This is a genomic window from Saccharopolyspora sp. NPDC000359 (genome assembly GCF_040300525.1).
In the GTDB taxonomy this organism is placed as follows: Bacteria; Actinomycetota; Actinomycetes; order Mycobacteriales; family Pseudonocardiaceae; genus Saccharopolyspora.
The window spans coordinates 288,064-302,235 of the sequence record NZ_JBEPDU010000001.1 but is presented as its reverse complement, the minus strand read 5'-3'; the positions used below and the strand labels follow the sequence as shown (position 1 = coordinate 302,235).

The window sequence follows — 14,172 nt, the reverse complement described above, 5'->3', positions numbered from 1 at the left end:
GCGGCCCCTGACCTGTGTTTTCCTGTCCGCAGCCACCCCGATGCGCGCCGCGCCGGGGTGTGGCGGAGGCCAACGCGAAGAGGGGTAGCGCCATGGCCGACGAGGACGAGTACGACCAGTTCGACGACGAGCCGGACCAGGACGACGAGCTGGCGCCGGAGGAGCGGCCGACCAGGGGTGGCAGCAGCGAGCCCGACGTGCTGCTGGACGTCCCGGACCTGCGGGTGGACGAGATCTCGCTGGAGGTCGAGGACCTGCGGGCGAAGGTGTCGCTGCAGGCGGAGGTGCTCGACCTGGTCAAGCTCAACGTGGGCGCGGACGTCTACCTCGGCCGCGTCGGGCTGGAGATCAAGGGCGTGGGGGCCCAGGCCCTGCTGAAGGTCCGGCTGGACAACGTCGCCAGCATCCTGGAGCGCGTCCTGCAGACCATCGACCGGAACCCGCAGATCCTGGAGAACCTGACGCAGGGGCTCGGGTCGGCCGTCCGCGAGGTCGGCGAGGGAGCGGGCGGAGCCGTCCGCGAGGTCGGCGCGGGTGCGGGAAGCGCCGTCGAAGAGCTCGGCGAGGGAGCGGGCGGAGCGGTCCGCGAGATCGGTGAGGGCGCGGGGAGCGCCGTCGAAGACGTGGGCGAAGGCGCGGGGAGCGCCGTGCGGGACGTCGGCGAGGGGGCGGGCGGAGCCGTCCGGGACGTCGGCGAAGGCGCAGGCGGAGCCGTGCGCGACGTGGGCGAAGGCGCGGGCGGAGCCGTCCGCGACGTGGGCGAGGGTGCAGGCGAAACCGTCCGGGACGTCGGCGAAGGCGCAGGCGGAGCCGTGCGCGACGTGGGTGAGGGGGCGGGCGAAACCGTCCGGGACGTCGGCGAGGGGGCGGGCGGAGCCGTCCGGGACGTCGGCGAGGGGGCGGGCGAAACCGTCCGCGACGTCGGCGAGGGTGCAGGCGAAACCGTCCGCGACGTCGGCGAAGGCGCAGGCAGGACTGTCGAAGACGTGGGCGAAAGCGCGGCCGAGACCGCGCGCGACGTCGGCGACACCGCGCGCGAGACCACCGGTGGCAGCTCGAAGCGGGAGGACAGGTCCAGCGACCGGGAGGGCACCAGGAAGTCGAGCCGCGAGGAACGGCCGCGACGACCGCGCACCACCCGCCGGGAGCGGTCCCGGTGACCGGACCCGACCAGCCGGACATCGACTTCGTCGCCCGGGTGACGGCCGAAGAGCTGCGCTTCTCCGAAGCGCCGGAGTCCAGAGTGGAGTTCTCCGGGCACCCCGAGCGCGACTCCGCCTCGGGCAGCGTCCGGCACAACCTGCCCGGCAGCGTCGACGACGGGGTCACCTACCGCCGCATCCGGGTCGACTACCGGATCCGGTCGAAGATCGTCGAGCCCGCACGACGTCGCAGGCGGAGCTGACGGCACCGCACCAACGACAGAGCGGGGGCGCGCACGTGGTGTGCGCACCCCCGCTCTGCGGGTCCTGCGGTCAGGGCCGGTGGAACAGCAGCACCACCGCCACTGCGGCACCGGCGGCGATGACCAGGCTGATGAAGCCGAACAGCAGCGGGCGGCGGAACCACACCCGCCCGTGGTCCAGCGCCACCCGGCCGGGGCCGGTGAACATCAGGCCCAAGCCCAGCGCGCCGAGCGTCACCTCGTACTCGAAACCACCGGTGGCGGCGAAGAAACCGGCGCCGAGCTTCAGGGTGATCGCGTTGGCCATCACCCCCACCACACCGGCCGCGGCCAGCGGGGTGAACAGGCCGAGCACCAGCAGCGCACCGGCGCCGAGCTCGGTGCCGCCGGTGATCAGCGCGAGCATCGCGCTCTGCTGGAAGCCCATCTCGGCCAGCGCCTGGGCGAAGCCCTCCGGGCCGGGACCACCGAGCACGCCGAACAGCTTCTGCGCGCCGTGCGCGAGGAAGATGCCTCCCAGCGCCAACCGCAGCACCAGCAGACCGAGGTCGGTGCTGCCGCTCCAACCGAACGGCCGACGGGTGTTGCCGAGGTCGTCGTAGTAGACGTCCTCCTCGCTGCCGCGAGGATCGACCAACGACGTGGCGTCGGCGGCGCTGTAGCCATCGTCATCGTCGTAGTAGTCGTACTTCTGCGCGCCGAGGCTCTGCGTGCTCCGGGCACCTTGCGCGCTCGCCCCCGGTTGCTGGGCGTGCGCACCATAGCTGCGATCGTCGGGGTAGCCGCCCGCACCGCCGGGGCGATCGTCGTGAATCCTCACGCCGGACGAGGCTAGGGCATGCTCACCCCACCGTGCGACCCCTTCTCGCAAACCCGTTCCCACCCGTGATGGCTTCGAGACCGCCTCCCGCCCTTGCGGCAGAATGGTCCGATGACGCGGCAGGTGTTCCGGGACTTCGATGTTCCCGCTGGTGGCGGCACGCGGATTTCGGAATGGCCGCAAGCCCCGCGGCCGATCCTGCTGCGGTGTCCGGAACTCCGCGCGGCTCCCGAACTCCTTTCGCTGGATTCCACCACCCGGACGCTCACCTGGACACCCCGGAACGGCCCAGCCACGCCACGTGATCACGCCGAGGACGCCATCGCCGCGCTCGACGCGGCGGGAGCGGGAACCTGCGTCGTGGTCGGTTGGTCGGGCGGCACGGTGGTGGCGGTCGAACTCGCGCAGCGCTTCCCAGACCGGGTGCGCGGCGCACTGCTGCTGACCGGTCCGCCGACCCTCGGCACCGACGCGCTGCTGCGCGCCCTCGGCGTCCCGTCGGCGGTCCGGCGACTGCTCGCGCTCGGCGGAACAGCATCGCTGCACCTGCTCGGCGACTTCCTCGAATCGATCACCGCCAACCTGCCGCTGGCCGACCTCCCCGGTCGGCTGCTGCAGAACTCCGGGCTGCTGCGGGAAGAGGCGGACGGTGCCGCGCTCGCCGCGGCGCTGCGGCGGCTGCTCCGGCACGACTGGCGTTGGCACGCCGAGCTGAGCCTCGCGTGGAGCGCGTCGGTGCGCTCCCGCATCCGCGACCTGTCCTGCCCCACCACGGTCCTCGCCGGTGCCCACGACCTGCTCGCGGACGTCGACAGCCTCGCGAAGTCGGTCGCCCGGCTCCCGCAGGCGCAGGTGCGGACCCTGCCGACCTCCCACTTCCTGCCCTTCGAAGCACCCGACGAGGTCCGCGCGGAACTCGCCCACCTGCTGCGCCGGGTCCAGGCGGTCGAGTGCGCCCGCCTGGGCATCGACCCCCCGCCCCCGGACCTCCCCCGCATCCGCCTGCCCTTCCCGGACCCGATCCCCCGCCGCCGCACCACCCACCCCTGATCCCTCCGCCATTCCGGTGGGGTCGCGGCAAGGCGCTTCCGCCCTGCGGAACCCGGCAGGCTCACCGCGGGTTCACCGGCCGGCCGTTAGGCTCGGGCGTCGTGGCAGCCCCGAAACGCACACGTCGAGTCCTGCTGAGCACGACCCTGGTGCTCGGCACGCTGCTGGCGGGCTGCGCGCAGTTCCCCGAGGAGCACACCAGGCCGTGGGGCGATCCGCCGTCGCTGGAGCCCCAGGCCGGACCCCAACCGTCGTTCGAGAGCGAAGCACCACCGCCCCAGACCGACACCTCCCCGGACAAGCCCGCCGAACCGGTGGGCTGCGAGGACCCCGACCCCGCCGTGGTGGCGACCTGCCTGGACCCGGTCGGCGCGATCGCCGTGCTGCCCGGGGGCACCGCCGCGCTGGTCGGCGAGCGGGCCACCGGACGCGTGCTGCGGGTCGAGCGCGGCGCGAAACCCGTTGAGCTGGCCCGGATCCCGGTCGACGCCAGCGGCGGTGGCGGGCTCACCGGGCTGGCCCTGTCCCCGACCTACCACGAGGACGAGCTGTTCTACGCCTACATCACGACCGGCAGCGACAACCAGGTCGTGCGGGTCGCCGCGGGTGACCGCCCGAAGCCGGTGCTGACCGGCATCCCCAAGGGCCCGAGCGGCAACTCCGGTGCGCTGCTGGACGACGGGCAGGGCGCACTGCTGGTCGCCACCGGCAACGCGGGCAACCCCGGCAACGCCGCCAACCCGCAGTCGCTGGCCGGGAAGGTGCTGCGCATCGACGGCTTCGGCGAACCGGCGCAGGGCAACCCGGACCCGAAGTCGCCGGTGGTCGTCTCCGGCCTGACCAACCCCGGTGGCCTGTGCGGTACGCCCGGCCTCGGCATCTACTGGGTCACCGACCGCCTGGGCAGCCAGGACGCGCTGTTCCGGGTGAAGCTCGGCGAACCGCTGGGCTCGCCGTCGTGGACGTGGTCGGACCGCCCCGGCGTCACCGGCTGCGCAGCCGACCCGTCGACCGTCGTGGTGGCACTGGAGGACGCCGCCGCGCTCTACACCCTGAACCCGGCACCGGACGGCACCGTCACCGGCCAGCCCGCGAAGGTCATGGAGAAGACCTACGGCCGCTTCTCCACCGCGGCGCTCGCCCCGGACGGCCTGATCTGGCTGGGCACCTCGAACAAGGACGGCGGCGCACCGGTCTCCAGCGACGACCGGGTGCTGCGCCTGGAGCCGCCGTCGGGCGGGACCGCCGGCAAGGACTGATCAGCGGCCGTTCACGCCGCGGTCGACCAGGTCGGTCAGCAGGTCGATCGCCTCGTCGTCGGTGAGGTCCGCGGCCGCGGGGTGCTGCTGGACCAGCTTGGCGTGCGTGAACTGCCGCATCAGGGTGGAGACCGCCAGGGCGGTGGCCGCGGGGCGGTCCGAGACCCCCGCGAAGTGGTCGGCGAGGTGCCGCAGGTCCGGTTCCAGCAGCGTGGTGAGGCGGTCGGCGAACCGCTGGTCCACCAGGGCCGCCTGGTCCAGCGCGAGGATGACGGTCCGGTGCGCGCGGAAGAACCGCCAGTACTGCGCGACGTGCCAGCGGATCGCCGCGCGCTTGGCGAAGTCGTCGTCGTGCGCGGCGTCGGCGTGGACCTCCCGGTCGCTGGCCGCGAGCATGTCCGCCAGCAGTGATTCGAGCAGGTCCTCCTTGCTGCCGAAGTGGTTGTAGAACGACCCGGCGGCCCGCCCGGCTTCGGCGGTGATGTCGGTGATCTTGGTGTTGAGGTAGCCGAGCCGGTCGAAGACCCGCTGCGCGGCGGCCTTGAGCGCGGCCTCGGTCTCCGCGGCCCTGGCCTTGCGGCTGTCCGCCATCACACCTCCGTTCCTTGACAGGGCACGCTAGCAAGCATCATTCTGAATCTGAATTCACTGAATCTCAATTCAACGAGGAGTGGGCATGGACACCCGGGTGCTGATCGCGGGAGCAGGCCCGACCGGCCTGGTGCTGGGCATCGAACTGGCCCGCCGCGGCGTCGACCTCCGCATCGTCGACGCGGCCACCTCGCCGTTCGCGGGGTCACGCGGAGACGGCCTGCAACCCCGCACGCTGGAGGTCTTCGACGACCTCGGGGTGCTCGACGAGGTGCTCGGCAGCGGCGGACCGGTGGTACCGCTGCGGGCGCACGTCGGCGGCCAGTACGTGGGCGAGCGCCGGATGGTCGACCCCGTCGACCCCACACCCGACGTCCCGCACCCGAACCCGTGGGTGCTGCCCCAGTGGCGGACCGAGGAGATCCTGCGCAACCGGCTGGCCGAACTCGGCGTCCGCGTCGAGCGGGGCGTGGAACTCCTCGACTTCCACCAGGACCCCGACGGCGTGACGGCGACGTTGAGCACCGGAGCGGTTCACGCGGAGCACCTCGTCGGCGCGGACGGTGGGCGAAGCACGGTGCGCAAGGCCCTCGGCGTGGAATTCGCCGGTGAGACCGACGAGGGCATCCGCGCACTGCTCGCCGACGTGCAGGTCACCGGCCTGGACCACAGCTGCGGCCACTGGTTCGGTGCCGCGGACAACCCGTTCCACGGCATCGGCCTGACCCCGCTGCCCGGCATGGACGCGTTCCAGTGCAACGCCCCGCTCACCGGCGACACCGACCCCGCCGACCCGCTGGGCACCCTGCAACGGCTACTCGACGAGCACTCAGGGCGCACCGACCTCCGCCTGCACGACCTGACCTGGTCCACGGTGTGGCGGCCGAACATCCGGATGGTGCGGCAGTTCCGCCGGGGCCGCGTCTTCCTCGCTGGCGACGCGGCGCACGTCCACCCACCCACCGGCGGCCTGGGCCTCAACACCGGGGTCCAGGACGCCTACAACCTCGGTTGGAAGCTCGCCGACGGCAGCCCCGAACTCCTCGACAGCTACGAGGCGGAGCGCATGCCGGTCGCCGCGGCCGCCCTCGGCGTCAGCGCGGAACTCCTCCGGCGCCACGTCGACGGCCACCCGGACGCCCACCGCCGCGACGACCGGGGGACGAACCAGCTGCACATCTCCTACCGGGACAGCCCGCTCTCCCACGACGAACGCCCCGAACCAGGCGCGGTCCGCGCCGGGGACCGCGCCCCGGACTCACCGCTGCGCGACGAGAACGGCAAGCAGGTCCGCCTCTTCGACCTCTTCCGCGGCCCCCACTGGACCCACCTCGCCTTCGACACCGAACCCCCGGAACCCACACCGGACGTCCACACCCACCGGATCTCCCGCACCGGCCCACTGCTGGACCCCGACGGCACCGCGCACACCACCTACGACGTCACCCCAGGCACCCACGTCCTGATCCGCCCAGACGGCCACATCGCCCGCATCAGCTGAGGGTGGGAAGCACGAAGGGCACCTCCGCGCCGGGTTCCGGCGGGGAGGTGCCCTTCCGTGCTGTGCTTACTGGCCGCAGGCCGCCAGGACGAGTTCGCGGACCCGCTTGGCGTCGGCCTGGCCCTTGGTGGCCTTCATGACCGCGCCGACGATCGCGCCCGCCGCCTGGACCTTGCCGCCGCGGATCTTGTCCGCCACGTCCGGCTGGGCCGCCAGCGCTTCGTCGATCGCCTTCTGCAGGGCCGAGTCGTCGGAGACGACCTCCAGGCCGCGGGCCGCCACGACCTCGTCCGGCTCGCCCTCACCGGCCAGCACGCCGTCGACCACCTGGCGGGCCAGCTTGTTGGTCAGCTTGCCCTCGGCGACCAGCCCGATCACCCGCGCCACCTGCTTCGGGGTGATGTCCAGGTCGGCCAGCTCCACCCCGCGGGTGTTGGCCTGCTGCGCGAGGTAGGACACCCACCAGGAGCGGGCGTCGCCCGGCTGCGCACCGGCCTCCACCGTCTCGGCGATCAGCTCCAGCGCCCCGGCGTTGACCAGGTCGCGCAGCTCCTCGTCGGACAGGCCCCACTGCTCCTTGGCGCGCTTGCGGCGCTCCCACGGCAGCTCCGGCAGCGTCTTGGACAGCTCCTCGACCCACTCGCGGGACGGCGCGATCGGCACCAGGTCCGGCTCCGGGAAGTACCGGTAGTCCTCGGAGGTCTCCTTGCGGCGCCCCGCCGACGTGGTCCCGGTGGACTCGTCGAAGTGCCGGGTCTCCTGCAGGATCGAACCGCCGGAGGTCAGCACCGCCGCGTGCCGCTGCATCTCGAAGCGCACCGCGCGCTCCACGCTGCGCAGCGAGTTGACGTTCTTCGTCTCGGTGCGGGTGCCGAACTCCGCCGCGCCCTTCGGCATCAGCGACACGTTCGCGTCGCAGCGCAGCGAGCCCTGGTCCATCCGCACGTCGGAGACGTCCAGCGCGCGCAGCAGGTCCCGCAGCGCGGTGACGTAGGCGCGGGCGACCTCCGGGGCGCGCGCACCGGCGCCGACGATCGGCTTGGTGACGATCTCGATCAGCGGCACCCCGGCGCGGTTGTAGTCCAGCAGCGAGTGGTTCGCGCCGTGGATGCGACCGGTGCTGCCGCCCACGTGCAGCGACTTGCCGGTGTCCTCCTCCATGTGCGCGCGCTCGATCTCGACCCGGAAGGTCTCGCCGTCGTCCAGCACCACGTCCAGGTAGCCGTCGTGCACGATCGGCTCGTCGTACTGCGAGGTCTGGAAGTTCTTCGGCATGTCCGGGTAGAAGTAGTTCTTCCGGGCGAACCGGCACCACTCGGCGACCTGGCAGTTCAACGCCAGCCCGATCCGGATCGCGGCCTCCACGGCCTTGCCGTTGACCACCGGCAGCGCACCCGGCAGGCCCAGGCACACCGGGCACACCTGGGTGTTGGGCTCCGCGCCGAAGGCGTTCGCGCAGCCACAGAACATCTTCGTCCGGGTGGACAGCTCGACGTGCACCTCGAGGCCGAGCACCGGGTCGAACCGGGCCAGGACCTCGTCGTAGTCCATGATCTCGGCGACGGCGGTCACTTCTCGTCCTCCTCGCCCTTGCGCAGCGCGCGCACGGCCAGCGCGGTGCCGGTGACCAGCCCGGCCGCGGTGATGAACGCGTCCGCCAGCGCGAGCTTGTCCTTCTTCTCCCGCGCCGAGCGGATGCTCGCCCGCAGGCCGAACGCCGCGGACAGGACCGAGGCCAGCTGGAACGCCGCCTTCAACTTCGGGTTCATACCGCCACCTCCAGCTCGGGCACGCGGAGCGCACCGCGCGCGGTCTCGTACGCGGCCCCGACCCGGTAGAGCCGGTCGTCGGCCATCGCCGGGGCCATGATCTGCAACCCGACCGGCAGGTCGTCCTCATCGGACAGTCCACACGGGACGCTCATCGCGGCGTTGCCGGCCAGGTTCGACGGGATCGTGCACAGGTCGGCGAGGTACATCGCCATCGGGTCGTCGACCCGCTCGCCGATCTCGAACGCGGTGGTCGGGGTGGTCGGCGAGACCAGCACGTCGACCTGTTCGAAGGCGGCGGCGAAGTCGCGGGTGATCAGCGTCCGCACCTTCTGCGCCTGCCCGTAGTAGGCGTCGTAATAGCCCGAGGACAGCGCGTAGGTGCCGAGCATGATGCGCCGCTTGACCTCCGGGCCGAACCCTGCCTCGCGGGTCAGCGACATGACCTCCTCGGCGCTGCGCTCGCCGTCGTCGCCGACGCGCAGGCCGTAGCGCATCGCGTCGAAGCGAGCCAGGTTCGAGGAGCACTCGCTCGGCGCGATCAGGTAGTACGCCGGGAGCGCGTAGGTGAAGTGCGGGCAGGAGACCTCGACGACCTCCGCACCCAGCGCGGACAGCTGCTGCACCGCGGTCTCGAACGCGCGCTGCACGCCCGGCTGGTAGCCGTCACCGGAGAACTCGCGCACCACGCCGACCCGCACACCCGTGAGATCACCGGCGGCGCCCTCCCGGGCCGCGGCCACCACCGGCGGCACCGGCTGGTCGATCGAGGTGGAGTCCAGCGGGTCGTGCCCACCGATCACCTCGTGCAGCAGCGCGGCGTCCAGCACCGTGCGCGCGCACGGCCCCGGCTGGTCCAGCGACGAGGAGAACGCGACCAGGCCGTAGCGGGACACCCCGCCGTAGGTCGGCTTCACCCCGACCGTGCCGGTCACCGCGCCCGGCTGGCGGATGGAACCGCCGGTGTCGGTGCCGATCGCCAGCGGCGCCTCGAACGCGGCCAGCGACGCCGACGAACCGCCACCGGAACCACCCGGGATGCGGTTGAGGTCCCACGGGTTGCGGGTCGGGCCGTAGGCGGAGTTCTCGGTCGACGAGCCCATCGCGAACTCGTCCATGTTGGTCTTGCCGAGGATGACCACGCCCGCCTCGCGCAGCCGCTTGGTCACGGTCGCGTCGTACGGCGGGACCCAGCCCTCCAGCATCTTGGAGCCGCAGGTGGTGGGCATGTCGGTGGTGGTGAAGACGTCCTTGAGCGCGAGCGGCACCCCGGCCAGCGGCGAGGCGGCCTTCCCGGCGGCGCGGTCCTCGTCGGCGCGGCGGGCCGCGCCCAGCGCGCCCTCGGTGTCCACGTGCAGGAACGCGTGCACGGCCGAGTCGACGGCGGCGATCCGGTCCAAGTGGGCCTGCGTCACCTCGACCGACGAGACCTCACCCGCCTCCAGCTTCGCGGCGAGCTCGGACGCGGTCAGCCCGGTCAGGCTGCCGCCAGATGCGGTCGTCATCAGGCCTCCTCGGTGAGAATCCGCGGCACGCGGAACCGGTCCTCTTCAGCGGCGGGCGCGGCAGCGAGCGCCTGCTCGCGCGTCAGGCCCGGCCGCACCTCGTCCTCGCGGAAGACGTTGGTCACCGGCACGGCGTGGGAAGTCGGCGGGATGTCGTCCGCAGCGACCTCGCCCACCTTGGCCACCGCATCGAGGATCTGGTCCAGCTGGCCGGCGAAGGTGTCGAGCTCGGCCTCGGTGACGGCCAGCCGCGCCAGGCCGGCGAGGTGCGCGACCTCGTCGCGGGAGATCTTGGACACTGCGAAGGCTCCCTGGTCATGTCCGGTTTCACGGGTACCGCCCAGTCTATTGACCAGGCCACTAGGCACCGCCCGCGGGTGCGCGTCCCGCAGCGCGGCGGTGGTGGCGCGGACGCGCCCCGGGAACCTCCGGGAGCCGTCGATCGTTCCACTGCGTGGACGGCGGTGGCACCGCGAGCCACCGGCATCTGCCACAATTTCAAGGCCAGTTCCTCGTGCGAGGAGCCGCTGCGGTGCGGCCCCGTGCGCTTGGAGCAGCGCGACCGGCGAGGTGTCGCGCACGAAACTGGAGGCGTTGAGTCCGGTGTCCTTCCTCATCCGGGTGCAGATTCCGGACCGGCCGGGCAACCTCGGCTCGGTGGCGAGCGCGCTCGGCGAGATCGGTGCCGACATCCTCAGCGTCGACGTCGTCGAACGGGTGGGCGGCGTGGCGATCGACGACCTGGTGGTGGAGCTGCCCTCCGGGCGCCTGCCGGACGTGCTGATCACCGCGGCCGAATCCGTCGAAGGCGTCACCGTCGACGCGGTCCGCCCCTACGCGGGCGTGCTGGACACCCACCGCGAGCTCGAGCTGGTCGAGGAGATCGCCGCCGAGCCCACGCGCGGGCTGCAGATCTTCGCCGAGGGCGTGCCCAAGATCATCCGGTCCGGGTGGGCGGTCGTGTTCGGCCACCGCTCCGGCGGTGCCGAGCAGCTGGCGGCGAGCACCTCCGCCCCGCAGGAGGGCTACCTGGAGCTGCCCTGGCTGCCGCTGCCGCGTGCCACGATCCTCGACGGCGACGACACCTGGGTGCCGGAGACCTGGCGGGAGCTGGGCACCGAGCTGGCCGCCACCCCCATCGGCAAGCCGGACCGGGTCCTGCTGGCGGGCCGCCCGGGCGGCCCGATGTTCCGCGCGGCGGAACTCGCCCGCCTCGCCCACCTCGCCGGCATCGTCGCGGTGGTCCTCGACAGCTGACCCACCTCGGCCCGCGGAGCGCCTCGGAGCACCCGCACGCCCGGAGCATCCCGGCGCCTCCACGGACCACGCAATCCCATCGGAATCGCACGTCCCAGGAGTGGTGACGAGTCGTCGGACGAGACGGGACGGGCGCAGTTTCAATTGAAACTGCGGGCTTACGGCGTGTTGGGGCCCGACACGCCGGTGGCGCGTCGGGGTGATCTCACCGAGGCCGGCTCAACGGGGGTCAGGCGTCTGAGCTCCGGTGAACTCGCATCGTCGACGGGGTGCCCGGTCGGTGGGGCAGGGGGCTCAGAGGTCGAGGGTGAAGGCGAGCAGGTTGACCCCGGGGGCCGGGACCCAGTCGCGGTCCGGGCAGCGCTCGAAGCCCAGGCCCCGGTAGAGGTGCTGGGCCGTCGTCGAGGTGTCCTTCACGCAGAGCACCACGCGCGCCAGGCCCTGCTCGCGGGCCCGGTCGATGACCGCCTGGACCAGGGCGCGGCCGACGCCGTTGCCCGCCGCTTCGGGGGCGACCGCCAGCATGCGGAACTCCAGCTCACCGGGCTGCGCGATCTCGGCGTAGGCGGTGCCCGGATGGACCACGGTGACGGTGCCGAGCGGCTTGTCCCCGGACAGGGCGACCAGCAGCTCGGCCCGCTCCGCGCGGTCCGCCGCGTCGCGCAGCACCCGGGCGTAGTCGACGTCGGAGGGCAGGCTGCCCGCCTCGGTGTAGGCGCGCACGGCGATCTCGCCGATCGCCGGGTACTCCGCCGGGCGGGCCACTCGGATCGTCGTCATACCGCGGATCCTGCCAAGACGCCCCGACAACCACCCGTCATTCCTCGACGGGCAGGGCGACCTCCGCCGCCGCCTCCGGTCCCTGGTCGAGCAGCACGCGGAAGCCGTCCTCGTCGAGCACCGGAACCTTCAGCTGCACCGCCTTGTCGTACTTCGACCCAGGCGAGTCGCCGACCACGACGAACGCCGTCTTCTTCGACACCGATCCGGCCGCGCGCCCACCGCGCGCCATGATCAGCTCCTTGGCGTCGTCCCGGGAGAAGGTCTGCAGGGTGCCGGTGACCACGATCGACAGGCCTTCGAGGGTGCGCGGGATCGACTCGTCGCGCTCGTCGGCCATCCGCACCCCGGCGGCCCGCCACTTGCGCACGATCTCCTGGTGCCAGTCCACCGCGAACCACTCGCGCACCGCGGTGGCGATGGTGGGGCCGACCCCGTCAGCGGCGGCCAGTTCCTCCTCGGAGGCGGCCTCGATGCGGTCCAGCGAACCGAACTCGCGGGCCAGCGCCTGCGCCGCGGTCGGGCCCACGTGCCGGATGGACAGCGCCACCAGCACCCGCCACAGCGGCTTCTCCTTGGCCGTCTCCAGGTTGGACAGCAGCTTGGCGCCGTTGGCCGAGAGGTTGCCCTCCTTGGTGGTGAACAGCGGCGTCTTGAGCAGCTTCGGCTCGTCGAGGTCGAACAGGTCGCCCTCGTCCTCGAGCACGCCCGCGCTCAGCAGCGCACCCGCGGCCTCGTAGCCGAGCGCGTCGATGTCCAGCACCTTGCGGCTGGCCAGGTAGAACAGCCGCTCCCGCTGCTGCCCGGGGCAGCCGCGGGCGTTCGGGCAGCGCAGGTCGACGTCGCCCTCCTTCTGCTGCGCCAGCGGCGTCCCGCACTCCGGGCAGGTCGCTGGCATGACGAACTCCCGCTCGTCACCGGTGCGCACGTCGACGACCGGGCCGAGCACCTCGGGGATCACGTCACCGGCCTTGCGGATGACCACCCGGTCGCCGATCAGCACGCCCTTGCGGCGCACCTCGTCGGCGTTGTGCAGGGTCGCCATCGACACCGTGGACCCGGCGACCTTGACCGGCTCCATCACCGCGAACGGCGTGACCCGGCCGGTGCGGCCGACGTTGACCTGGATGTCCAGCAGCTTCGTGGTGGCCTGCTCGGGCGGGTACTTGTAGGCGATGGCCCAACGCGGGGCGCGGGAGGTGGTGCCGAGGCGGCGCTGCAGCGGCACCTCGTCCACCTTGATCACGATGCCGTCGATCTCGTGCTCGGCGGCGTCGCGGTTCCTGCCCCAGTGCTCGATGTGCTGGGTCAGCTCCTCCACAGTGGACAGCACGACGGTGTGCCGGGACACCGGCAACCCCCACGCCTTGAGCGCCGCGTAGGACTCGGACTGCCGCTGCGGCTCGAAGCCCTCGCGCTTGCCCAGGCCGTGGCAGATCATCCGCAGCGGGCGGGTCCGGGTGATCCGCGGGTCCTTCTGCCGCAGCGAGCCCGCGGCGGCGTTGCGCGGGTTGGCGAACGGCGGCTTACCCGCCTCCACCAGCCCGGCGTTGAGCTCGGCGAACTCGTCGACGCGGAAGAACACCTCGCCGCGCACCTCGACCAGCGCGGGCACCGGGTATTCGTCGCTGCCGGTGAGCTGCTCGGGCACGTCGGCCATGGTGCGCACGTTGAGCGTGACGTCCTCACCGGTGCGGCCGTCACCGCGGGTCAGCGCCCGCTCCAGCCGCCCGTCCCGGTACAGCAGGTTGATCGCCAGGCCGTCGATCTTGAGCTCGCACAGGTAGTGCGCGTCGCCGCCGACTTCGCGCTCCACCCGCTCGACCCAGGCCTGCAGCTCCTCGGTGCTGAACGCGTTGTCCAGGCTCAGCATCCGCTCGAGGTGCGCGACGGGGGTGAACTCGGTGGAGAAGGTGCCGCCGACGACCTGCGTCGGCGAGTCGGGTGCCTGCAAGGCCGGGTGCTCGGCCTCCAGCTGCTGCAGCTGCGCGAACAGCTCGTCGAACTCGCCGTCGGAGATGGTCGGCGAGTCGAGCACGTAGTAGCGGAACTGGTGGCCGCGGACCTCCTCGGCGAGCTCCGCGTAGCGCTCGCGCACGTCGGCGGGCACGTCCTCGACGCCCTCGGCCGCCCGACCGGCGGCGGGGTCGGTCGGCACGGTCTCCTCCGCGCCGCGTTCCGGGTTGCGGTCGTCCACGTCCTTGCTGGTCACGCCCCGAGACTAGCGAGCGCCCC

General features: G+C 72.5%; 14 protein-coding genes. 6 read left to right on the top strand and 8 right to left on the bottom strand.

Annotated elements, in window-relative coordinates; genetic code table 11:
• Positions 1–92 precede the first annotated feature (92 nt).
• Both ABT324_RS01555 and ABT324_RS01550 read left to right on the top strand, forming a co-directional pair.
• Positions 93–1,160: a TrbL/VirB6 family protein gene (locus tag ABT324_RS01555; RefSeq protein ID WP_351169800.1), complete on the top strand. Its 1,068-nt coding sequence runs from the start codon at positions 93–95 to the stop codon at positions 1,158–1,160.
• The gene (locus tag ABT324_RS01550; RefSeq protein WP_351169797.1) at positions 1,157–1,405 is read left to right on the top strand and encodes a hypothetical protein; all 249 of its coding nucleotides are present in this window, start codon (positions 1,157–1,159) and stop codon (positions 1,403–1,405) included. The genes ABT324_RS01555 and ABT324_RS01550 overlap by 4 nt, the downstream gene beginning before the upstream one ends.
• A gap of 70 nt (positions 1,406–1,475) precedes the next feature.
• Here the strand turns inward: ABT324_RS01550 and ABT324_RS01545 are convergent, their stop codons facing one another.
• Positions 1,476–2,225, bottom strand: coding sequence for a DoxX family protein (locus tag ABT324_RS01545; RefSeq protein ID WP_351169794.1), 750 nt, complete (start codon positions 2,223–2,225; stop codon positions 1,476–1,478).
• A gap of 111 nt (positions 2,226–2,336) precedes the next feature.
• Between ABT324_RS01545 and ABT324_RS01540 the strand changes: the two genes are divergently transcribed.
• Both ABT324_RS01540 and ABT324_RS01535 read left to right on the top strand, forming a co-directional pair.
• On the top strand, positions 2,337–3,275 hold the full coding sequence (locus ABT324_RS01540; RefSeq protein ID WP_351169791.1) for an alpha/beta fold hydrolase: 939 nt from the start codon (positions 2,337–2,339) through the stop codon (positions 3,273–3,275).
• A 101-nt stretch (positions 3,276–3,376) separates the two neighbouring features.
• Positions 3,377–4,534: a PQQ-dependent sugar dehydrogenase gene (locus tag ABT324_RS01535; protein WP_351169788.1), complete on the top strand. Its 1,158-nt coding sequence runs from the start codon at positions 3,377–3,379 to the stop codon at positions 4,532–4,534.
• On the opposite strand, the gene ABT324_RS01530 is transcribed toward ABT324_RS01535, so the two are convergent.
• Positions 4,535–5,125, bottom strand: a complete 591-nt coding sequence (locus tag ABT324_RS01530; RefSeq protein ID WP_351169785.1) for a TetR/AcrR family transcriptional regulator — start codon at positions 5,123–5,125, stop codon at positions 4,535–4,537.
• Positions 5,126–5,210: 85 nt separating this feature from the next.
• Here ABT324_RS01530 and ABT324_RS01525 point away from each other — a divergent pair, with 85 nt between their 5' ends.
• Positions 5,211–6,626 (top strand): FAD-dependent monooxygenase, encoded by a 1,416-nt coding sequence (locus ABT324_RS01525; RefSeq protein WP_351169782.1) that lies wholly within the window; start codon positions 5,211–5,213, stop codon positions 6,624–6,626.
• Between the two features lie 66 nt (positions 6,627–6,692).
• Here the strand turns inward: ABT324_RS01525 and gatB are convergent, their stop codons facing one another.
• From gatB to gatC, 4 genes are read right to left on the bottom strand one after another with little or no spacing between them, the layout of a single operon-like run.
• On the bottom strand, positions 6,693–8,198 hold the full coding sequence (gene gatB / locus ABT324_RS01520) for an Asp-tRNA(Asn)/Glu-tRNA(Gln) amidotransferase subunit GatB (protein ID WP_351169779.1): 1,506 nt from the start codon (positions 8,196–8,198) through the stop codon (positions 6,693–6,695).
• Positions 8,195–8,395, bottom strand: coding sequence for a hypothetical protein (locus tag ABT324_RS01515; protein WP_351169776.1), 201 nt, complete (start codon positions 8,393–8,395; stop codon positions 8,195–8,197). The genes gatB and ABT324_RS01515 overlap by 4 nt, the downstream gene beginning before the upstream one ends.
• A complete protein-coding gene (gene gatA / locus ABT324_RS01510) occupies positions 8,392–9,900 on the bottom strand; it encodes an Asp-tRNA(Asn)/Glu-tRNA(Gln) amidotransferase subunit GatA (RefSeq protein ID WP_351169773.1) in 1,509 nt (502 codons plus the stop codon). The genes ABT324_RS01515 and gatA overlap by 4 nt, the downstream gene beginning before the upstream one ends.
• Entirely contained in the window at positions 9,900–10,199 is a 300-nt protein-coding gene (gene gatC, locus ABT324_RS01505; RefSeq protein WP_093146731.1) for an Asp-tRNA(Asn)/Glu-tRNA(Gln) amidotransferase subunit GatC, read from the bottom strand. The genes gatA and gatC overlap by 1 nt, the downstream gene beginning before the upstream one ends.
• A gap of 304 nt (positions 10,200–10,503) precedes the next feature.
• Between gatC and ABT324_RS01500 the strand changes: the two genes are divergently transcribed.
• Positions 10,504–11,157 carry an ACT domain-containing protein gene (locus ABT324_RS01500; protein WP_351170047.1) on the top strand — a complete coding sequence of 218 codons (654 nt, stop codon included), beginning with the start codon at positions 10,504–10,506 and terminating at the stop codon, positions 11,155–11,157.
• A gap of 294 nt (positions 11,158–11,451) precedes the next feature.
• On the opposite strand, the gene ABT324_RS01495 is transcribed toward ABT324_RS01500, so the two are convergent.
• Both ABT324_RS01495 and ligA read right to left on the bottom strand, forming a co-directional pair.
• On the bottom strand, positions 11,452–11,937 hold the full coding sequence (locus ABT324_RS01495) for a GNAT family N-acetyltransferase (RefSeq protein ID WP_351169770.1): 486 nt from the start codon (positions 11,935–11,937) through the stop codon (positions 11,452–11,454).
• Between the two features lie 37 nt (positions 11,938–11,974).
• On the bottom strand, positions 11,975–14,095 hold the full coding sequence (gene ligA, locus ABT324_RS01490) for an NAD-dependent DNA ligase LigA (protein WP_502949670.1): 2,121 nt from the start codon (positions 14,093–14,095) through the stop codon (positions 11,975–11,977).
• Positions 14,096–14,172: the final 77 nt, after the last annotated feature.